Source organism: Vreelandella zhaodongensis (assembly GCF_013415115.1).
Taxonomy (GTDB): domain Bacteria; phylum Pseudomonadota; class Gammaproteobacteria; order Pseudomonadales; family Halomonadaceae; genus Vreelandella; species Vreelandella zhaodongensis.
In genome coordinates this window covers 300,465-321,284 of record NZ_JACCDD010000002.1, presented here as the reverse complement: position 1 = coordinate 321,284, position 20,820 = coordinate 300,465, and the positions used below count along the sequence as shown (strand labels likewise).

The window sequence follows — 20,820 nt, the reverse complement described above, 5'->3', positions numbered from 1 at the left end:
CTATTCCAGCCCGCCGAAGCGCTGGTAGAAGCTGGGGCCGGGGGCTGGTAATGGGCCTTCGGCAGTTTCTAGGTGCCTGTCTAGCCAGCGCTCTGCGCGCTCGTAGAGCAACCGATAGAGGTTGCGACAGAGCTGATGGGCATAGCGGCCTTCCCACGCCGTAGGGAGCAGTTCGTCAGGCAGTAGGGGGTCACGTAATTGAACCTTGCGATACTCGTGAATCAGCAAGGTACGAGCAATGAAGCACTCTTCGTGCCCTAAATGGTTCTCTGCGTTGAGCGCATTCCACAGTGGGCGAAACTTAACCAGAAACCGCTGATACAGCTCGGCGAGTTCGTCGAGATTCCAGCTATCTCTGACCTGCAGGCGCAGCGGCTTACTGGTCATGGGCTCCATGGTCTGTGTCTGCATTACGATCGTGTCGTCGGCGGCATCAAGCTCTTGCAAGGCCACCATGGTTTCCGCGCATGACAGCGTGGGATGTGCCAGAACGCCCTGAGCAAAACTACCAAAGCCGAGCCATTCAAGCTCATCACGAATCTGCGGGCGTCGATCTGCAGGCAGCTGCGTCAGCAGCGCCAATGTCCACTGGCCCGACCAGGGTGGCTGGGCACCGTGATAGACGCGCTTGAAAGCTTGTTCAAAGCGGCGTCGCCCAGGGCCACTCAACCGGTAGTAGCTGCGACGACCGACCTTTTCACCGCGTAGCCAGGTTTCATGGGTCAGCCGGTAAACCGATGTGCGCACCAGCCGCTCATTGATACCGATGGGCTCCACCAGTTTCGACAGACTGCCCAACCACACAGTACCGCCCCGCGGAACGATAGAGTCGCCATAGACGGTAATAATCAGTGAACCGGCGCGAATTGGCCGACGCTTCTGGAAGTCATCAATAAGCGTAGCGACGCAGTCTTTAGCTGACGACATGGTGAATGTTGATTCCCTTTGCGATGATGTTGTCGCTAAAAACGACAGAAAATATAGCCAATATAGAAGATTATCGTATCACGTTTTTTTGTGATTTGGCCTGGAGCGTTGTCAGGGTTAGTCCCGTTCAGCAAGGCAGTTAGGCGCTCGTCCTCGTTATGAGTGGAGGTCTTGGAGAATGCTAATGAGCAGTTCAAGATTTTCTGCTTCATTGTCTTTTAGCCAAATGCAGTGCGACTCATGCGTGATAGAAATATCAGCTAAAGGCAGAAAGCTGACGTTAGAAAACTGCGTTTCAATCAGCGATTTTGGTACCAGCGCTACTCCCATGCTGTTGGCGACCAACGCGATCACGGTCAGCCACTGTGACACTTCGTGCGTTACATTTGGGGTTAGATCGGCAACGTGGAACAGGCCCATGATGCGGTCGTAGTAGTGAGGGGAAAGGTCACGGCGAAACGTGATGAATGAATCACTACACAAATCTTTGAGGCGGATTGATTGCCGCTTCGCTAACGGATGATGACTGGGTACGCAGCCAAGCAACGGTTCACTGGCCAGTGTCAGCTTTTTCAGCGTATCGGGGAGTGGCATGGCATGAATAAAACCGATATCGAGCTGTCCAGACTCTATTCCCTCAACCTGATCGGATGAATTACGCTCCAGCAGTTTTACCTCAATGCCTGGGTGTGCCGATTTGAGCTTTTGTAATGCAAGCGGCAAGCCGCGGAATAGCATGGCGGGCGTAAAGCCGATTCTCAAAATACCCGAAGCACCCTCTGCGATGCGCTGCATCATGATGCGCGACTCTTCCAGTTCCTCAAGCAGGCGCCTTGCTTGCCGCTGAAATACCTCACCCGCAGTTGTTAATTTAACGCTCTTACTACTTCGCTGAAGCAACGTTACGCCCAGCTCGTCTTCGAGCTGGCGTAGGCTCGCACTTAGCGGCGGCTGCGAGATATGCAGTTTTTCAGCGGCCCTCCCGAAATGCAGTTCTTCGGCCAACACCAGGAAATAGCGCAATTGTCGAAAGGTGAGTGCCATCTGAAGCTTCCGTCGTTATGAGCAGAGTTATGACAAACGACCTCAACGATACAGTAAATAGTATCGATAGATCCTTAAAGGGTATTGGATGCCCAGTGTGAATGGTTACTAGTATGCGAAAGACGCTATCGAAACTATAACAAGGAGAATCGGTATGTCGAACGCTATTCACCGCAATATTCCAGATAACCGTGGACACAATGCCTTTACCAGTGACCCCGAGTTATCCAGCCTGTTAGATGTTTATCTAGATTCAGACTTGCGCCAGCATACCGCACCTTTTTTCGATGAGTTAGGCAAGCTGGTGGGAGATGAGCTTGAAACCTTGGCGCTGGCTGCGGATAAAAACCCACCGATCCTTCATCTGCGTACCCGCAACGGGGCTGATACTCAGCATATCGAAAAACACCCTGCCTACCAGCGACTAGAGCACTACGCATACTCACACTTTGGCCTGGCGGCAATGTCACACCGTGGCGGTGTGCTGGGCTGGTCAGAGCCGATGCCGCCGGCGGTTAAATACGGTTTGACCTTCTTATTTGTGCAGGCGGAGTTTGGATTGTGCTGCCCGCTGAGTATGAGCGACTCGCTGACACGCACGTTACGCAAGTTTGGTTCTGAAGCGTTAATTGCCCAGTTTATCGATCACCTGACCTCCCAGGATGAAGCGCAGCATTTTCAAGGGGCCATGTTCATGACCGAGCAGGATGCAGGGTCAGACGTTGGCGCGATTACCACGGAAGCTCGTTACGAGAACGGTGTGTGGCGTCTCTATGGGGACAAATGGTTCTGCTCTAACCCAGATGCTGACTTGGCCATGGTCCTGGCACGCCCGGAAGGTGGGCAGGGCGGTACGCGTGGGTTGACGCTATTTTTACTGCCACGTCGTTTGCCTGATGGCCGTTTGAACAACTACCGCATCCTGCGTCTTAAGGACAAGATGGGTACCCGCTCCATGGCCAGTGGCGAGATTTCCCTGGAAGGCGCAGAAGCCTATGTGGTGGGGGAAGAGGGTAAAGGCTTCAAGCACATGACCGACATGATCAATATGTCGCGACTTTCCAACGGCGTGCGCTCTGCTGGCCTGATGCGTCGTGCGATGAATGAAAGCCTGTATATCGCACGTAATCGCCATGCGTTTGGTCGCCACTTGATCGAGCTGCCGCTGATGCAGCGCCAATTGCTCAAGATGATGCTAACCGCCGAGCAGGGGCGCAGCATGGTGTTCCACACAGCCGAGTGCCTGCGGCGAGCGGATAAAGGCGATCAGGAAGCCGCAAAACTGCTGCGCATTTTGACGCCACTGATCAAGTTTCGTACCACCCGGGATGCCCGTAAGGTCACCACTGATGCTATGGAGGTACGGGGTGGGTGTGGCTATATCGAAGAGTGGTCGGATGCCCGAGTAGTGCGCGACGCCCATTTAGGATCGATTTGGGAAGGCACCAGCAATATTGTCGCGTTAGACGTGTTTCGTTCGATTCGTCGTGAAGGCACCCTGCCTGTTTTGAGTGACTACCTGCTTCGCCTGATCGATGCTTCCGCCCTGGCCGAACGAGAGCGCTGCTTACTCAAACAAGTGCTGGATAAGGCTGGTCTGGCGGCGGAGAAAGTAGCGGAAAACGCCAATAACGAGCATGAAGTGCGACGCATTGCCAGTACGCTTTATCACGCCACCTCGGCGGTGTTTCTTGCCTGGGAGGCGCAGCAGCAATGTGATAATCAGCGCCGCGCCGCTCTGGCAGCGCTAGTGTTGCGCTACAAGCTGCTACCACAGGATCCGACTGTCATTGATAGCGTGCCAGCAGAGCATTGTGCTGAGCTGTTGGTAGAGCAGCCTATGGGGGCAACCCGTGTCGCGCAGTTGATAGCCACTCTAAACCTTTCTGAACCTACCGCTGAGCGAGTGCCAGAGGAGGTGTCATGAGTACACCTGCTGCTTCTTTAAGTGGTATTCGTATTCTTGATCTAAGCCGAGTGCTGGGCGGCCCTTATTGTACTCAGGTGCTGGCGGATCATGGTGCGGATGTGATCAAGATTGAGCCGCCGCAAGGCGATGAAACACGCGGCTGGGGGCCGCCATTTCAAGGCGACGCCTCTTCCTATTTTCATGGCCTGAATCGTGGCAAGCGGGGTATGGCGCTTGATCTGCGCCAGGATGAAGGTCGCGCCTTATTGCTGGAGTTGCTTGAAAGCGCGGATGTACTGGTTGAGAACTTCAAACCAGGCACCTTGGAAAAGTGGGGGCTGGGATATGACGTTCTGGGTGCTCACTTTCCGCAGTTGATTCATTGTCGAATCAGTGGTTTTGGGGCTGATGGTCCGATGGGTGGCCTGCCCGGTTACGATGCCGTGATTCAGGCCATGGCTGGGCTGATGAGCGTTAATGGTGAGCAGGGTGGGGATCCCTTGCGAGTGGGCTTACCGATTGTGGATATCGTGACGGGGTTGAATGCGGTGATTGGCATTACTTTGGCACTGCATGAGCGGACGCGTAGTGGTCAAGGCCAGTTTGTCGAAGCTGCACTGTTTGACTCGGGATTGTCGTTGATGCACCCGCATTTCCCGAACGTGTTCTATGGGGGCCCAGCCCCTCAGCGTACCGGCAATGCGCATCCAAATATTGCTCCCTACGAGGTGTATAAGACCGCGACGCAGCCACTGTTCTTAACGGTGGGCAACAACGGCCAGTTCGCCAAGTTGTGCACTGAATTGGGCTGTATCGAGCTGATCCAAGACTTGCGTTTTATCGATAACGGTACGCGTCTGGTCAATCGTGAGGCGTTACGTGAGGCGTTAGAAGACGCTATGCAGCATCAGGATGGCCTGGTGCTAGCGGAACGTCTGATTCAAAGCGGCGTGCCCTGTGGCCCTGTGTTGGAAACCTCCCAGGTGCTTGCCCATCCTCACACGGCACATCGGAAAATGATTGTTGAAATTGGCGCTTACAAAGGCACCGGATCGCCGATCAAGTTAAGCCGCACACCTTGTCACTATGAGCGCCCACCCCCCACCTTTGCGCAGCACACGGAGGACATACTCATCGATATCGGCACTAGCCCCGAGCGGGTCGAACGTCTAATTGAAGAGGGTATTACGCCGACAGAAAAGAAACGCTAAACACGGCTTGTTTTGTAGCACGGCAATCTATCACTAACAACGTCAACAATAAGTGAGACTTCATCATGAAACGTACTCTATTGAACGCCAGCATTATTGCCGCTTCTTTTTCATTCTCCCTGTTCACGCTGGGAGGCGCAGCGACTGCTCAGAATCTGCCCGATACCATGACATGGACGGCTTATGATGTCGGCTCCCAAGGCCACTCGGAAGCTTCAGCCATTGCCGATGCCTTTGGGCGCGCCTATGACACGCGTATTCGTATTCAGCCTGCCGGATCCGCCATTGGCCGCTTGCAGCCGCTTGTTTCAGGGCGTGCTGATTATGCGTTCCTGGCGACCGAGTCATTCTTTGCATCGGAAGGCACCTTCGACTTTTCCGAGCGGCGCTGGGGGCCCCAGAATCTGCGCGCTGTCGCTGGCAGGCCTTCTTCTTTTGGTATTCCTACTGCTGCCGATGCGGAAATCCACAGCCTTGCAGATCTGCGTGGCAAACGCGTTGCGTATACCGCGGGCAATCCTTCCGTCAGTGTCAAATGCGATGCCATCCTGGCTTTCGCAGGGCTAACGCGCGACGACGTTGAAGCGGTGATGTTCCCTGCTCACAGTGCTGCCATGAGCTCACTGGTTCAGGGGCAGGCCGATGCAGCGTGTACAACAACGACGGCAAGCCAACTCTACGAGCTTAAAGAGTCGCCCAGAGGGCTGCGCTGGGTGGATATCCCGGCTGACGATGAAGAGGGTTGGGCGCGTATGAATCAGGTGGCGCCGGTCTTCCAACCGTTCACCGAGACCATCGGTGCCGGCCTGTCTGACGATGCCCCTGCTAATATGCTGGCCTATCGCTACCCCATTATTGTCGCCATGGCTGATAAGGATGACGACGAGGTGTATGCCTACATCAAGTCGTTGGATGAAGCTTACGACCTCTACAAGGATGCGACGTCAGCCATTCATCGCTGGTCGATCAAAGATTCTGGTGTCCCACCGATTGATATCCCTTTCCATGCTGGTGCCGTGCGCTATATGCAAGAGCAGGGCCTGTGGAACGATGACATGGATGCCTGGAATGAAGCACGTATCGCGCGTCTTGAAGCCTTGCAAGCTGCGTGGGAAAGCACGCTGGAAGAGGCTGGTGACTTTGATGACGAGGCCTTCAAAGCACGTTGGGAAAAGCGCCGTCAGGCCACACTTGACGAACTTTAAGTGCTTAGAGTCCGAGGCCACTGGCCCCGGCTGCAATTGTGTCTATAGGTAACGGCCATGACGAATAACAGCGACAACAATACATCACGGCTCAACAAGGTTTCGCGCGGCATCGTTATGCTCCTGGGGTTGGCAGGGCTGCTGATGGCCATCAACCAGACGTTCTCGCTCGCTGTGTTGGGCTTTACTCCGCTGGGAAATGCCTTTCTTTACTACTTGATCGGTATTTTTCTTGCGTCGGCGCTGTTGTGTTATCCGGCGCGGGTCGCTGATAGCCAGCGCCTGCCTTGGTATGACTGGGGGCTGGCAGCGACCGCATTAGGGTGTGCCATTTACCTAGGTATGAACGGTCTGCGCATGATGCAGGAAGGTTGGGAATTTTTTGCACCCACCGAGGCGACGGTCATTGCCAGTATCATGGTACTGCTGGTGCTGGAAGGGGTGAGACGCTGCGGTGGGTGGGCGATTTTTGCGGTGGCGCTGGTGTTTGGCTTGTACCCCATTTATGCAGGGAATATGCCGGGTTTTCTATGGAGTAACCCTTTTACCCTCGGCGAAACCATTCGCTCCCATGTGATGGGCGTGGAAAGCATAGTCGGTGTGCCCATGCAGGTGGTGGCCAATCTGATCATCGGTTTTGTAGTGTTCGGCATTGCCCTGACGATTACTGGTGGTGGACAGTTTTTTATGGACTTTGCCACTGCGCTTATGGGTAAAAGCCGGGGGGGGCCTGCCAAGGTAGCGGTGGTTTCCAGCGCGTTTATGGGCAGCCTTTCGGGCAGTGCTGTGTCCAATATTCTGACCACCGGTGCCATTACTATTCCGGCAATGAAACGCAGTGGCTACTCTAAGGAGTATGCTGCGGCGGTCGAGGCATGCTCTTCCACAGGCGGTACCTTGATGCCCCCCATTATGGGAGCCGTAGCGTTCATTATGGCCTCATTTCTAGGCGTCAGCTATTCCGAAGTGATGATTGCTGCCCTATTGCCAGCCATACTTTTCTATATGGCCCTTATTCTGCAAGTGGACAATTATGCTGCTCGTAACGGTTTGAAGGGTATGCATGCGGATGAGATCCCCAGCATTTGGCCAACACTGAAGGCTGGCTGGCCCTACCTGTTAAGTCTGGCGTTACTGATTTACATGCTGCTGGTGATGCGCTTGGAAAGCTACGCGCCGTACTACGCCACGCTTGTTTTGCTGGGCATCTCGTTGTTTCGACGCCAGCAACAGTTAAATATCCAAAAAGCGCTGGATTTTCTCTTTCAGCTAGCAAAAAGCATTGGCAACTTGGTAGCCGTGCTGGCAGGTATCGGTCTTGTCGTTGGCGGACTCTCTTATACCGGTGTCGCGGGGTCGTTTTCGCGCGAACTACTGCTTTATGCTGGCGGTAGTATTCCACTAATGCTGGCGGCTGGGGCGATCACAAGCTTTGTGCTCGGCATGGGAATGACGGTCAGCGCTTGCTACATTTTCCTCTCCATTTTGCTGGCGCCTGCACTGGTCTCGGCAGGGCTTAACCCGCTGGGTAGCCATTTGTTTATTCTTTACTGGGGCATGCTTTCGTACATTACGCCACCGGTGGCATTGGCAGCGATTACCGCGGCGGGCGTGGCCGGTGCCAACAATACGAAAACCAGTCTGCATGCCGTGCGCCTGGGTGGCATCCTGTTTGTGTTGCCCTTCCTGTTTGTTCTCAATCCCGCGCTAATTTTGCAGGGCGAGCCGCTGCGTATCGTCTTATCGTCCATCACCGCCTTTGTCGCGATCTGGCTGGTGGCCGCCGCGATGGAAGGCTATCTCTATCGGGTGGGGGGCATTGGCTATGTTGCACGCCTATTCCTGCTGCTAACGGCAATGCTGTTGATCTACCCTGGCCTGGCGACAGACATCGCCGGCTTCACCGCACTGGTAGGGGTTTATGGCGTGTATTGGGTCATGCAGCGCACGAGGCCTATTGATCATGCGGTATCCTCACCGGAGAGACTACTATGACCGCCTGCGTTACCTATCAGCGTTATGACAGAGTGGGGGTTATTTGCATCTCTAACCCGCCTGTTAATGCCCTCAGCTATGCGGTGCGCAGCGGCTTAATGGTTGCCTTTGGGCAGGCAGAGGCTGATCTGCAGGCGAAGGTACTGGTGCTGTTGGCCAAGGGACATACCTTTATTGCTGGTGCGGATATTAACGAGTTTGGTAAACCTGCCCGCGCTCCGTTACTGCCCGATGTGATTTTACGCATCGAGGGCTGTATAAAGCCGGTTATTGCGGTGATGCACGGCACAGCGCTAGGCGGTGGGTTGGAAGTTGCCCTGGGGTGTCATCTGCGTGTTGCGCTGCCCAACACGCAAGTAGGGCTGCCTGAAGTCCAGCTTGGCCTTATGCCCGGTGCTGGTGGTACACAGCGGCTACCAAGGCTGGCAGGGGTTGAGACTGCACTGGATATGATGACTCAAGGGCGCTTTCTTGATGCGCAAGAAGCCCTTGCCAGCGGCATTATCGATAGATTAAGTGAAACCACCGACGTGCTGGAAGCAGGCTTGCAGGCCGCACAACGGGTGATCAAAGAAGAGCAGGCAACCCGGGTAACGCGAAACTTGCCAGCGCCACAGCCCGTTCCTGGCCTGATCCACGCAAAACGCGCTCAGTTGGAGGCTGAGGCAGGTGAGTTATTTTCACCGCTGCGCATTGTAGAGGCGGTTGACTACTGCACAACCGCCGCCTCCTTTCAGGAGGGGGGTCGTCGTGAACGCGAGTTGTTTCTAGCCTGTATGAGTTCGCCACAGCGCGCTGCATTGATACATCTGTTTCTTGCTGAGAGGCAGGCATCTCAGGTGCCTATGGTGTCAGGCGATGTCGAGCCTCATCGTCATATTGCATTACTGGGTGAGCACCCTTTGTTTGAACATTGGGCACGCCGCGCTAACAAGGTGGGTATTGGTGTTGCAGACAGGCTTCTGCCGGAAACAACTCTGTGTCTGATGAGTTGCTGTCACCTGGGAACGATATTGCCACCACAGATTACTGGGGTAGCGGTGCTGGATTTGAAGGAACCCATTCCCGAAAAAGCTGATATGACGTTAATAACGTCGTCACGCAGCCACTTTGGTGAACTAGTGCGACAACAAGCGTCAGCGCACGAGCAACAGCGTGCGGCACTCACCTTAAAAGCGTTAAAGCTCCCGCTGATTGTCAGCTCGGGCGAGAGTCTTGTGCTTGCTATGCACACGGCTATTCAGGTATCCCCAGATACTGACATGCAAAACGTATTGGAGCGATTCTCCCACGATTCAAGGCTGCGTGCAGCGAGTTATCGCTCATCGGATATCGACCTTCTCGCCGTTGAATTCTTTGCCTACCCGCGCCATCTGGGGGGGCCTTGTTACCAGGCTTCACTCGCCGTTCAAGGTCTCGCCGACAGCAGCTCAGCCGATGAAGCCTGCTATTAAAAAAACAACCAACACGCTAGCGAAGAGAATGTTTATGGCCAATGACACATCACTCCAATCGTTCAATAAAATCGGTGTGGTTGGTATGGGAACCATGGGGCGCGGTATTGCCCAACTCACAGCTGAAGCAGGGCTAAACGTGGTTTTGTTTGATGTCCACGCAGAGGCTACTAGAGAGGCAGTTACGTATATCAGCACGCGATGGCAGCGGCAGGTGGAGAAAGGACGGATGACGGAAGATCAACGTCAGCAAAACGGGCAGCGCTTGATTCAAGCGACAGAGCTGACCGACTTGGCGAATTGCGACGTTGTGATTGAGGCGGTCGCAGAAAAGCTCGCTCTCAAGCAGTCTCTGTTCCGTGAGCTGGAAGGTATTGTCGGCTCGCAGACAGTGTTGGCCACCAATACCTCATCGTTTTCCGTCACCGAGATTGCATCCGCCTGTCACTTGCCTGAGCGCGTTATTGGTCTGCACTTCTTTAATCCGGTGCCTTTGATGAAAATTATTGAAGTCATTCCCGGGTTACGCACCGCCGCTGATGTTCTTGCCCGCGCGCTCACCCTAGGCAAGATGATGGGGCACTTTACCGCTCAAACTACCGATACGCCGGGATTTCTGGTCAATCATGCGGGGCGCGCTTTCAGTACCGAGGCGTTACGCATTATTGGTGAAGGTGCGACAGACCCCGCCACGATCGACCGTATCATGGTGGATCAAGGCGGCTTCCGTATGGGGCCTTTTATGCTGCTCGACCTGATCGGACTCGATGTTTCTCATGCGGTCATGGAGTCTATCTACCAGCAGTTTTATCAAGAGCCGCGGTGTCGTCCTTCACCGCTGACACGCCAACGTTTGGCCGCCAATCTACTCGGTCGCAAAACCCACGAGGGGTTTTACCGCTATGGTGATTCAGGCGTAGAAGTGCCTCCTGAACCAGCTATTGCCGACGCGCCACCTCGACCAGTGTGGGTCAGTCAAGAAGATCTGTGTGCGGCTCTCGCTTTGGAAACCCTGGTGGAAAAGGCTGGCTGGCCACTGGAGAAGGGGGCTACCCCTTCTGAGCAAGCCTTGTGTTTGCTAACACCACTTGGGGAAGACGCCACACACTGCGCCCATCGGCAAGGTTTGAATGCACGCCAGTGTGTCGCCATCGATACCTTCGCCGGTTTAGACAAGCGCCGCAGCCTGATGGTTACCCCGATTACCGACGCCGCTGTCGCTCAGGCAGCTCAGGCACTTCTCCATCACGATGGCACGCCGGTCAGCACGCTGAATGACAGCACCGGCTTTGTGTTACAGCGCATGGTGGCCTGCATCGTCAATATCGGTGCGGAAATTGCCCAGCAACGTATTGCTGCCCCGGCCACCATTGATCGAGCAGTCGAATTGGGGCTTGGCTACCCGTTGGGCCCACTGCGTTTAGGGGATCACTACGGTGGCGAGCGGGTACTGACGATCCTGAATAATCTCCAGTCCGCGACCGGTGACCCACGCTACCGGGCCAGCCTGTGGTTAAAGCGGCGGGTAATGCTGGGCGTCGATTTAACCACGGATGAAGGACTTAACTACGGAGAACAGCAATGAACGATGCTTATATCTACGACGGTCTGCGAACCCCATTTGGTCGTCATGGAGGTGGCCTGGCGGCCGTCCGTCCGGATACGCTTTTGAGCCATGTACTCAGCGTGCTGGTAGAACGCAACGCTTTCAAGCCAGAGCAATACGAAGATGTCCTGGCCGGATGTACCAATCAGGCGGGAGAGGATGCCCGTAATGTGGCGCGTCACAGCGCGCTGTTGGCAGGTTTACCGGTTGATGTGGCTGGGCAAACGGTAAATCGCTTGTGTGGCAGCGGTTTGGCCGCAGTGATTGATGCCGCTCGCGCTACCAGGTTAGGTGAAGGGGAGCTTTTCCTGGCAGGCGGTGTTGAGTCTATGTCGAGAGCACCTTATGTGTTGTCTAAAGCTGAAAATGGCTATGCCCGCAATCAGGTCATATTTGACTCGGTGATTGGCGCGCGTTTCCCCAACCCGAAGATCGTGGAGCGCTTTGGCAATGAAAGCATGCCAGAAACCGCCGATAACATTGCGCATGAATTGGCTATTAGTCGTGAAGCGAGTGACAGCTTTGCGGCACGCTCCCAGGCTAATTATTGCCGTGCGCTGAAGGAAGACTTTTTCCAGGCGGAAATCCTGGGCGTCAATGTCCCCCAAGGACGCAAGAATCCACCCCTTGAAATCAAAGCAGATGAGCACCCGAGGCCGAGTAGTGATGCCGGCCAGCTAGCACAACTCCGGCCGCTGTTCGAACAGGGAGTGGTGACGGCTGGCAATGCATCAGGTATCAATGATGGCGCGGCAGCGCTGGTTGTCGGGAGTCTTGGGGCGGGAGAACGTGCTGGGGTGCGTCCACGAGCCAGAATCGTTGGTGGCGCTGTGGCCGGTGTTGCACCCCGGATCATGGGGCTTGGGCCGGTGCCTGCTAGTCAGAAGGTGTTGTCCCGCGCAGGGCTGCCACTTGAACAGATGGATGTTATCGAAATCAACGAAGCCTTTGCGGTTCAAGCGCTTGGCTGCGCTAAACAGCTTGGCTTAGCGGCTGATGACAGCCGATTGAATCCTAATGGCGGGGCGATTGCGATTGGGCATCCGCTGGGTGCTTCCGGTGCTCGGCTTGCCTTGACAGCCATGCGCCAACTCGAGGTGATCAACGGGCGCTATGCGCTGATTACGATGTGTATTGGCATGGGGCAAGGTGTCGCTATGATTATCGAACGCTATCGTGACCAGTAGCTTTTCTCGCTTGTAGGCATGGCGCGGCATAAACAAACCCGCCAGAACTCCCGCCGTGCCGACCTTTCTTGTGAAAGGGTGGTGGGGACGAGGCATAAAGGGCTTATGATATAACTGTGCCTTTAAGTCAATAGAGGTTAAAGAACACAAAATCGACATTGGAAACATGCTGTTGCGACTTCTTATGAAGATATAACACTAATTTCAATGGTTGGTTATGAAAGCCCTGCTATACTCTCTCGGCTTTTAAAAATAGGGTCTCTTAGCGCCATTCCGGTCTTTCTTAGCCCGTATGATGTGCTGCTAGGCCTTGGCTGTCGTTTGAAGGGAAATGAAGTGTTCCATGACAATAAAATAAAAAGAAGCAGTTATAGGTTTGCACGCCGACGGCTATGTTTATTGGAAGTTACTTCCATTTTTAAAGCGTTGATGTATCTAGAGAGGAGGCTTGTTGATATTTGTTAAATACTCAGCGGAGCAGTAGAGAAAGAAAATTAAAACGCCAGAAAAAATTAAAAAATAACGATAGGAATGGTTGTGATGATTTTAGGGCTTACCTTGCTATATGTCGGAGCAGTTCTTTTTGTGAACGGAATATGGCTGCTAGGAAAAATTGGTGACAAAGAAGTATCTGTCATCAACATCATGGTTGGTGTGTTGAGTTTTATTATTGCTGTTTATTTGATTTTTCGAGAGCCGGATAATTCTGCGGCTATTAGCGCTGGTGCATTTACTTTGCTGTTTTCTTTTACTTATCTTTGGGTTGGTGCTAACCAGTTTTTAAAAGCGGATGGCATAGGGCTTGGGTGGTTCTGCTTTTTTGTCAGCATTACGGCAGCGTTTGTTGGAGTGAGTTCAATTAGTGATATAGGCTTCAACTTTGACCTGTGGAATACCTTTAGCTGGTTTGCATGGTCTGCATTGTGGTTCAGTTTTTTTTGCTTGCTAGCGTTGGCGAAAAAAATACAGCGATCAGTTGCAATTTACACACTCTTTTGCGCGATTTTTACGGGTTGGATTCCTGGCGTTATGATACTGCTAGGTGTGGTCAATACATAGTGGTTGCTGTGTTAGGAGCGAATGATGAAAAGAACATGGTTAGGTCATCTAAGTGTAGCGGCCGCAGCTGGGATTTTACTGCTGCCGGTAGCGCACGCAGCAGAAAGACTTTGCGAGGACAAAATAAGTGCCGTACGACAACAGCTTGAGCAAGCTCAAGCACACGGTAATCACCATCGTGTTCGAGGATTGCAGCGTTCATTGCAATCCATAGAGGAGAATTGCACGAATGAGAAAGTGCTTGCAGAGGCTGCCGAAGAGGTACGAGAGAGCCAAGAAGAGGTACGTGAGCGTGAGTTAGTGCTTGAGGAGGCACTTAGAGAGGGCGACGAAGATAATATTCAGAAGCGACGTAAAAAATTAGCAGAAGAAGTGCGTGAGCTTGAAGAGCACACTCAGGAACTGAATTTGCTGCAGCAGCGTATTAACGAATAGTCAGCATGGGTCATGGTGCCTTGTTGACGTGGGCTATAGAGGGCTGAAGCAGTATGTGTAAGTCGTCAATGCTGGGCCGATTCCCAGGTGCATGCAGACACCAAGTATCTCCGTGACTTCTGGTGGAAGTGCCACATTAGTCTCCCAGGGCTGGCATCGAGTAATGACATCGCCCCAAGCCGTCGGAGATTAAACACATGCCGAAAAATGGCGAGAACAGTGTACGCGTGCGAAACTAATTCCTGAGAAGCCCAAATAGAGCAAGAAACAACCAACGGGAGTAACGCAATGAGGTCGCTCCAAAAACGTATAGGCCCTATGGTAGCCGTGCTGCTGATGGTAACCCTGGTCAGTGGGTGCCGCGGGCAGCTAACAGTGACAGTGCCACTATCCATGTTGGCGAACAATCCGACTGCCTTTGACGACAGTCCAGTCGTTACCCAGGGCGTAGTGCGGCATTTTAATGACCCCCTTCACTATTGGATAGAAGATGAGCATCTCAATCGAGTTGAGATATTCCCTCACCAGCAAATAGCCCCATATCTAGGTGAAGCTGTGGAGGTCGAGGGCCAGTTCCACTTCTCAACGAATGAGGGGCGGCGGCTGATCCTGGCGCGGGTCGATCAGTTGGAAAGCGAATAGAGGAGAGGCACTTGCACATGGAAACTACCGTTTCTGTAGCCAAGTGACTTTCTGGAAGATTTAATTTAGTAAGAGTGACCTATCGATCGCTATAAATTCACTGGCTTCATTCATTAATGACGCTGCGGTTAACTGAGGGACACCATATACCTCAACTTTTTTACCATGCATAGAACGAATTTTATTTGCTAAAATATCGAAGTCTCCATCGCCCGATACTAATACGATAACATCTGCCAGCTCAGCGTATTCTATAGCGTCGAGAGTAATGCCAACATCCCAGTCGCCTTTCGCAGAACCGTCTGAACGTTGGATAAAAGGTTTTAGCTTTACATTAAATCCAATCGCTCTGAGTATGTTTTGAAACTCCCGTTGCTTTTGGTCACCTCTATCAATGGCATAGCAGAAAGCAGCCAGAACGTCTCTGTTAGCAGTTGCTTTCGCCCAAAACTTATTATAGTCGAAGTTTTTACCATACGCTTCACGCACGGTGTAATATACGTTTTGGATGTCTACAAATATCGCGACTTTTGTCATGAAATATGATTTTTCTCGTTAGTGATAAGGGAAGGTTTTAGTTTGGATGTGCGGCATAACACTCTAGTCTTCACTATTTTTTGAAAGTAGTGCTGGCCTTTTCCTCAATACTAACACTGTAGACGCGCTGGGCAACGCGGGTATGCCTATTCGCTAAGGATAACCAGTAAGTCTCATTGCATTCAGGCATCAATCACTGAACTGGGTGATATGCTCTACAAAACGTCGTACCTTGGCGAGTTCCCCTAAGTGCTCCGGATAAACAAGATAGTAAGCACTTTCACTGAGCAACCTATACGGCCAGGCGAGTGTTAGTCGTCCACCTTCCAGCTCTTCATCGACGGTAAAGTGAGGAACCAGCGCGACCCCTCCGCCTGCCATTGCCGTTCGTACCAGCATAGGAAAGGTCTCGAAACGAGTGCCATGATAGCTACGGTCAGTGATGACTTCTTGGTTTGCAAACCACTGGTGCCACGCGTCAGGGCGTGTCGAGAGGTGAAGCAGCGGCAATCGTGTTAAGTCATCCACTGAATGGATGGGGTGCTGAGCCAGTAATTCTGGAGCAGCAACCGCGACCATATCCTCACCAATAAGCTTATGACAAGCAAGACTTGGCCAGCTGCCATGCCCATAAAACAGAGCAATATCGATATCTTGCTGCTCAAGATCGAAATCTTTTACTCGGTCATGAAACTCCAAACTAATGCCTGGGTTCGCGGCTAGAAAGGGGGGCAGCTTATTTGCCAGCCAGCGGCTACCGAAGCTAGGTAATGTGGCGATTTTAAGAACCTCGCTATTGCCGCTGTAGGTCATTATCGCTTGCGTCGACATCTCAATCTGAGTGAGTACTTTACGTACATCACTTAAAAAAATGGCACCTTCTGGGGTAAGCAACAGGCTACGCCGCACACGGCGAAATAGCTTATGTTGCAAGGTGGTTTCGAGGTGCGCGACTTGTTTGCTGACAGCACTTTGCGTGAGGTTCAGCTCGTCTGCTGCCCGAGTAAAACTCATATGACGTGCGGCCGCTTCAAAGCACTGCATAGCCGCCGTAGAAGGAAGATTACGTGATGCCAAACCAGTCGCTCCCAGCAGAGTGAATCGCTTAACGTGAGCCAAAGTGTAAGTACTATTCCCCATAGTGCTGTTTGTTGCAGAGTAAATCCAATATTAGTCGTGGCTATGCATTCCTATTTGGCATGTATTTAGCGTTTTTTTTCGTTTGTGGTCTGTCATGTGAACCTGTTTGATAAGGGGATGGCAATTTCAAGCGCGTTTACGACGATGGATTTTTCCTACGTCAGCAGTGCAATAGGCAGCCTGCGCAGTGTGCTGGTGGCGATTGCTTATGCTTAGAGACCTTGAAGACGTATCGCAGTGGTCGGAGGTGAGCTTGTCTCTGACTATGCCAACCGCACGGTATTGGCGACGGATAACTCCCAGTAATAGGCAATAGAGAGCAACGAAATGACTCAATCGAACCTTCTTTCAACCAATGATGTTCGCGACCGCTTCTCTAAGGCGATGTCGGCCATGTACCAAGCAGAAGTGCCGCAGTACGGCACGCTGCTTGAACTTGTCGAGCACGTTAACCAAGAAATGCTTAGTCAGCAGCCTGAACTTCATCGCCGCCTGGAAGCGCAGGGTGAGTTGGCTCGTTTGAGCGTAGAGCGCCACGGAGCTATTCGCGTAGGAACCGCTGCAGAGCTTTCCATGCTGCGCCGCTTGTTTGCCGTTATGGGCATGTATCCGGTCGGTTATTACGATCTTTCTGAGGCGGGTGTGCCGGTTCACTCAACCGCCTTTCGGCCTATCGACGATGACGCGTTGGCGGTGAATCCTTTCCGCGTTTTTACCTCGCTGTTGCGTTTAGAGCTCATTGAAAGTGAGGCGCTGCGCCAGCGTTCAGCAGAGATTCTGGCCAAGCGCGATATCTTTACCCCAGGGGCGCGCAAACTTATCGAGCGTCATGAAACCCAGGGTGGGCTCACCAGTGAAGAGGCCGACCAGTTCGTAAAAGAAGCCTTGGAAACCTTCCGTTGGCACCAGGATGCGACGGTCGATCTGGAGACTTATCATGCGCTTCATGATGAGCACCGTTTGATTGCCGATGTGGTGTGCTTCCGTGGACCGCATATTAATCACCTGACGCCGCGCACCCTGGATATCGACGAAGTACAGCGTCGGATGCCGGAGATGGGTATGAACCCCAAAGCCGTCATTGAAGGGCCGCCGCGTCGTGAGTGCCCCATTTTGCTGCGCCAAACCAGCTTTAAAGCGTTAGAGGAGTCGATTCGCTTTGCCGGTGACGCGCAAGGCACTCATACCGCTCGCTTCGGTGAAATTGAGCAGCGTGGAGTGGCGCTAACACCAAAAGGTCGCGCGCTTTATGACCAGTTGCTTAATGAAGGCCGCAAGCAAACCGCAGGGTTGGATAACGACGCACACCAAACGGTTATGAAAAACGTATTCGCCAAGTTTCCTGATAACGACGAGGCAATGCGCCGTGAGGCGTTAGCGTATTTTCACTATCACCTGACCGAGAAAGGGCAAGCCGCTAAAGACGCTGGCAGTGCCGATATCGATGCGTTAATCGCCCGGGGGCTGGTGGAAGCACAGCCGATTACCTATGAAGATTTTCTGCCGGTCAGCGCTGCGGGGATTTTCCAGTCGAACCTGGGCGGTGCAGAGAGCGCAGCCTATGCCGGAAATGCTAATCGCAATGCCTTTGAAGAGGCGCTGGGTGCCCAGGTGACAGATGAGTTATCGCTATATGCAGAACGCGAAAACGCTTCCAAAGCGAAGGTGTTCGCAAGTTTAAAAGGCTAACCCATCGTTTATCAAAAACGCCAGCACAGGGATGTGCTGCAGTTGTTCTATGAATTCAGATTGTCGGCTGTTAGGGCGACGGGTAACTGGTCGGGTAGACGCTTTAGTTCCTCTAGGGGCATGGGGCGTGCGAATAGGTACCCTTGGAGTAGGTCGCAGTGACGGCGGGTGAGGTCTTCTTGCTGTGCGCGGGTTTCAATGCCTTCCGCGACGACTTGCATATCCATATGGTGTGCCATGGTAATGACGCCCTGGACAATGGCGGCCATGCGTCGGTTTTCTAGCGTCTTTTGCACAAAACGGCGGTCTAGCTTGACCTTATGGGTGGGTAAGTCGCACAGGTAGCTGAGGCTTGAAAAGCCGGTGCCAAAATCGTCTAGGGCGACACGCACGCCCATGGCTTTAAGCGTCTGCATGAGCTCAATAATGGGGTCTGTGCCATCCAACAAGACGCTTTCTGTCACTTCCAGTTCAAGGCGTTCTGGTGGTAAACCGGTTGCCTTTAATGCGTACTTTACTTCGTCAAGAAAGCCGTCGCGGCAGAATTGCAGCGAGGAAATATTCACCGCCACTGAAAGCACTCGGTCACTTTGTTCGTTCAGTGCCGCAATTTCTCGGCAGGCTTGGAGAAGTACCCAGCGTCCCAATGGGATGATTTGTCCTGTCTGCTCAGCAAGGGGGATGAAATCACCTGGGGCGATTAAGCCAAGCGTGGGGTGACGCCAACGTACTAATGCTTCAACGCTGCGTATGCGGCTGCTCATGGCATCGACCAGGGGCTGGTAGTGCAATTCAAAGTGCCCTTCGCTAAGCGCAGTGTGCAAGTCGTGCCGCATGGCAACACTATGTTTAACGCTCTCCGCTTTTCGCCCACGGTACCATTGCCAAGTATTGCGCCCTTGGCGCTTGGCTTGTTCCAGCGCTAAGTTTGCGTGTTGGAGCAGGCTATAGGGGGCTACGACGGTAGTGGTGGCGTAGGCAATGCCGATGCTGGCGCTGAGGTGAACCAGTTGACCCTCAAGCTCAATAGGCTCCGCAAGGGTGGTGAGAATGCGTTCGGCTAATAGGTTAATCGTGGCGTCGAGGTCATCTTTTACACTCAACAGCAGCGCAAACTCATCTCCCACTAGCCTAGCTGCCATGGCAGGAGGGCTAACCAAGCCCTCTAAGCGTTGGGCAACGGTGATTAACACGCGATTAGCCACGTGGTGACCCAGGCCATCGTTAATGGCTTTAAAACCATCGAGGTCCAGCTGCATGACTACCAGCGTTCCAAGGTGTGGCCCTAAGGTGTGAAGCTGAAAACGGCTGGCTAATTGTTCTGTGAAGGCGGAGTAGTTGGGCAAACCGGTAAGCAAATCATGGGTTGCCTGGTAGGCCAGCTTGGCTTCCTGGGCTTTTTCATGGGTGATATCCTGATGAATGCCGATGAAGTGGCTACAGGCGCCACGTTGATCAAACACTGGGCTGACCACAAGGTGATTCCAAAAGAGCTCGCCGTCTTTGCGATAATTTAGCAGCGTAATACTCACATCACGCTGTTCGCACATAGCGGTACGAATAGCGTCAATCGCTTCAGGGGCTGTATCGGGGCCGTGCAGAAAGCGACTGTTATTACCGATGACTTCACTATGCTCGTAGCCGGTAATGCGCGAAAAGGCTGGGTTTGCGAACACAATCGGCATGCCAGCCTGTTGCGCATCCACCATGATAATGCCGCTGGGACTGGCCTCCATCCCTCGTTTTAGTAAGCGCATCTCTTCGGTTTGTTGTTTGCGTTCGGTAACGTCGCGGCATATTCCATAAACCCCCACAATCACGCTGTCCACTACTACGGGGAAATTGGTAATTTCTAAATGGTAGTGATGGCCGTTGGCATGCTTGCCAACGGTCTCGTAGGTAATGGCGTCGCCACGGCAAGCACTATCAAACGCTTGCTGGGTAAGCTCCCGGAAAGAGGGGACAATAAACTGGTTAAAATGTAAGCCTACTAAGTGAGACGATTTATATCCGGTAATGCTTTCAAGTGCTTTATTACAGCGCTGAAAGTGTCCGTTAAGATCAAATTCGTAAACGCCGTCAGGGTGATTCACAAACAAGGAACGATGCCACTCAAAAAGCGTGCGATGATGCTGTTTATCTCGGTGCCGCAAAAGCACCAGTGCCGCGAGACTGGCACTTCGGGCTAGGGAGTTCTGTGCGTTTTGTGAAGGTGTTGCGGGGTGGCGGTAATAGGTGGCAAAGGTGCCCAGTACTTCGTCGTTAGCGGAAAGGATGGGCATTGACCAGCAAGCGCGCAGCCCTTCTGCGTGGGCTAATTCGCGAAAATCCTTCCAGTTAGGGTCAGTGTCAATATCGTCAGTGACTACCAGCTGTTTTTTAAAGGCGGCTCTTCCACACGTTCCAATCGCGGGGCCAATCTCAATGTTTTGCATGTGAGCGATGTAGTCAGCCGAAAAGCGCGGACTAGGAACGAGTCTCAACGTGTTCTGCGCCGGATCGATGCGCATGATGGAAACCAGCGCGTCAGGCAACATCAATTCTGCCCACGCAATCAGTGCCGCCAGTGTTGTATTGAGTGGTGCTCCGGCGGCGGTCAGCTCGTGGATTTCCTGCTGGGCTTCTAGTAGCGGGAATTCATGGTACATAACGCGCCCCTTTCATGCATAAAACCAAAGGGTCTTATGACTGTTTTTTGTTTAATTCTGACGCGTGGCCGTGCAGCACGTAATATGTACCATGTAATTAAACATAGGTGATAGCAACGTAAAAGTGCTCCT

General features: G+C 53.0%; 16 protein-coding genes. 11 read left to right on the top strand and 5 right to left on the bottom strand.

What is annotated here, in order from left to right; genetic code table 11:
- Window positions 1–927 carry a phenylacetic acid degradation operon negative regulatory protein PaaX gene (gene paaX, locus HZS79_RS04815; protein WP_179927201.1) on the bottom strand — a complete coding sequence of 309 codons (927 nt, stop codon included), beginning with the start codon at window positions 925–927 and terminating at the stop codon, window positions 1–3.
- Window positions 928–1,083: 156 nt separating this feature from the next.
- The gene (locus tag HZS79_RS04810) at window positions 1,084–1,971 is read right to left on the bottom strand and encodes a LysR family transcriptional regulator (protein WP_179927200.1); all 888 of its coding nucleotides are present in this window, start codon (window positions 1,969–1,971) and stop codon (window positions 1,084–1,086) included.
- Window positions 1,972–2,125: 154 nt separating this feature from the next.
- On the opposite strand from HZS79_RS04810, the gene HZS79_RS04805 reads away from it, so the two are divergent.
- The 10 genes from HZS79_RS04805 to HZS79_RS04760 all read left to right on the top strand — a co-directional run bounded on the left by HZS79_RS04805 (window position 2,126) and on the right by HZS79_RS04760 (window position 14,674).
- On the top strand, window positions 2,126–3,898 hold the full coding sequence (locus tag HZS79_RS04805) for an acyl-CoA dehydrogenase family protein (protein WP_179927199.1): 1,773 nt from the start codon (window positions 2,126–2,128) through the stop codon (window positions 3,896–3,898).
- Window positions 3,895–5,091: a CaiB/BaiF CoA transferase family protein gene (locus tag HZS79_RS04800; protein ID WP_179927198.1), complete on the top strand. Its 1,197-nt coding sequence runs from the start codon at window positions 3,895–3,897 to the stop codon at window positions 5,089–5,091. Before HZS79_RS04805 ends, HZS79_RS04800 begins: the two co-directional genes overlap by 4 nt.
- A gap of 65 nt (window positions 5,092–5,156) precedes the next feature.
- A complete protein-coding gene (locus HZS79_RS04795) occupies window positions 5,157–6,296 on the top strand; it encodes a TAXI family TRAP transporter solute-binding subunit (protein WP_179927197.1) in 1,140 nt (379 codons plus the stop codon).
- A gap of 57 nt (window positions 6,297–6,353) precedes the next feature.
- Window positions 6,354–8,291: a TRAP transporter permease gene (locus tag HZS79_RS04790; protein WP_179927196.1), complete on the top strand. Its 1,938-nt coding sequence runs from the start codon at window positions 6,354–6,356 to the stop codon at window positions 8,289–8,291.
- Complete coding sequence (locus HZS79_RS04785; protein ID WP_179927195.1) at window positions 8,288–9,745, top strand: enoyl-CoA hydratase/isomerase family protein; 1,458 nt, start codon at window positions 8,288–8,290, stop codon at window positions 9,743–9,745. Before HZS79_RS04790 ends, HZS79_RS04785 begins: the two co-directional genes overlap by 4 nt.
- 34 nt (window positions 9,746–9,779) lie before the next feature.
- Window positions 9,780–11,330, top strand: a complete 1,551-nt coding sequence (locus tag HZS79_RS04780; protein ID WP_179927194.1) for a 3-hydroxyacyl-CoA dehydrogenase — start codon at window positions 9,780–9,782, stop codon at window positions 11,328–11,330.
- Window positions 11,327–12,538: a 3-oxoadipyl-CoA thiolase gene (locus HZS79_RS04775; RefSeq protein ID WP_179927193.1), complete on the top strand. Its 1,212-nt coding sequence runs from the start codon at window positions 11,327–11,329 to the stop codon at window positions 12,536–12,538. The genes HZS79_RS04780 and HZS79_RS04775 overlap by 4 nt, the downstream gene beginning before the upstream one ends.
- Window positions 12,539–13,078: 540 nt before the next feature.
- A complete protein-coding gene (locus tag HZS79_RS04770; RefSeq protein ID WP_179927192.1) occupies window positions 13,079–13,597 on the top strand; it encodes an AmiS/UreI family transporter in 519 nt (172 codons plus the stop codon).
- Between the two features lie 24 nt (window positions 13,598–13,621).
- Complete coding sequence (locus HZS79_RS04765; protein ID WP_162216982.1) at window positions 13,622–14,032, top strand: DUF1090 domain-containing protein; 411 nt, start codon at window positions 13,622–13,624, stop codon at window positions 14,030–14,032.
- Between the two features lie 288 nt (window positions 14,033–14,320).
- Entirely contained in the window at window positions 14,321–14,674 is a 354-nt protein-coding gene (locus HZS79_RS04760; RefSeq protein ID WP_179927191.1) for a hypothetical protein, read from the top strand.
- Between the two features lie 60 nt (window positions 14,675–14,734).
- Here HZS79_RS04760 and HZS79_RS04755 read toward each other — a convergent pair whose 3' ends face one another.
- Complete coding sequence (locus HZS79_RS04755; RefSeq protein WP_162216984.1) at window positions 14,735–15,211, bottom strand: NYN domain-containing protein; 477 nt, start codon at window positions 15,209–15,211, stop codon at window positions 14,735–14,737.
- Window positions 15,212–15,400: 189 nt separating this feature from the next.
- On the bottom strand, window positions 15,401–16,288 hold the full coding sequence (locus HZS79_RS04750) for a LysR substrate-binding domain-containing protein (protein WP_162216985.1): 888 nt from the start codon (window positions 16,286–16,288) through the stop codon (window positions 15,401–15,403).
- A gap of 390 nt (window positions 16,289–16,678) precedes the next feature.
- Between HZS79_RS04750 and hglS the strand changes: the two genes are divergently transcribed.
- On the top strand, window positions 16,679–18,040 hold the full coding sequence (gene hglS / locus HZS79_RS04745; RefSeq protein WP_179927190.1) for a 2-oxoadipate dioxygenase/decarboxylase HglS: 1,362 nt from the start codon (window positions 16,679–16,681) through the stop codon (window positions 18,038–18,040).
- A gap of 47 nt (window positions 18,041–18,087) precedes the next feature.
- Here hglS and HZS79_RS04740 read toward each other — a convergent pair whose 3' ends face one another.
- Window positions 18,088–20,688 (bottom strand): bifunctional diguanylate cyclase/phosphodiesterase, encoded by a 2,601-nt coding sequence (locus HZS79_RS04740; protein WP_179927189.1) that lies wholly within the window; start codon window positions 20,686–20,688, stop codon window positions 18,088–18,090.
- Window positions 20,689–20,820: the final 132 nt, after the last annotated feature.

Coding starts and splice junctions, on each gene's coding strand:
- HZS79_RS04755 (WP_162216984.1), bottom strand. CDS start 15,211: ATGACAAAAGTCGCGATATTTGTAGACATCCAAAACGTATATTACACC.
- HZS79_RS04810 (WP_179927200.1), bottom strand. CDS start 1,971: ATGGCACTCACCTTTCGACAATTGCGCTATTTCCTGGTGTTGGCCGAA.
- HZS79_RS04775 (WP_179927193.1), top strand. CDS start 11,327: ATGAACGATGCTTATATCTACGACGGTCTGCGAACCCCATTTGGTCGT.
- HZS79_RS04805 (WP_179927199.1), top strand. CDS start 2,126: ATGTCGAACGCTATTCACCGCAATATTCCAGATAACCGTGGACACAAT.
- HZS79_RS04800 (WP_179927198.1), top strand. CDS start 3,895: ATGAGTACACCTGCTGCTTCTTTAAGTGGTATTCGTATTCTTGATCTA.
- HZS79_RS04795 (WP_179927197.1), top strand. CDS start 5,157: ATGAAACGTACTCTATTGAACGCCAGCATTATTGCCGCTTCTTTTTCA.
- HZS79_RS04780 (WP_179927194.1), top strand. CDS start 9,780: ATGGCCAATGACACATCACTCCAATCGTTCAATAAAATCGGTGTGGTT.
- HZS79_RS04740 (WP_179927189.1), bottom strand. CDS start 20,688: ATGTACCATGAATTCCCGCTACTAGAAGCCCAGCAGGAAATCCACGAG.
- HZS79_RS04790 (WP_179927196.1), top strand. CDS start 6,354: ATGACGAATAACAGCGACAACAATACATCACGGCTCAACAAGGTTTCG.
- hglS (WP_179927190.1), top strand. CDS start 16,679: ATGACTCAATCGAACCTTCTTTCAACCAATGATGTTCGCGACCGCTTC.
- HZS79_RS04760 (WP_179927191.1), top strand. CDS start 14,321: ATGAGGTCGCTCCAAAAACGTATAGGCCCTATGGTAGCCGTGCTGCTG.
- HZS79_RS04770 (WP_179927192.1), top strand. CDS start 13,079: ATGATTTTAGGGCTTACCTTGCTATATGTCGGAGCAGTTCTTTTTGTG.
- HZS79_RS04765 (WP_162216982.1), top strand. CDS start 13,622: ATGAAAAGAACATGGTTAGGTCATCTAAGTGTAGCGGCCGCAGCTGGG.
- paaX (WP_179927201.1), bottom strand. CDS start 927: ATGTCGTCAGCTAAAGACTGCGTCGCTACGCTTATTGATGACTTCCAG.
- HZS79_RS04785 (WP_179927195.1), top strand. CDS start 8,288: ATGACCGCCTGCGTTACCTATCAGCGTTATGACAGAGTGGGGGTTATT.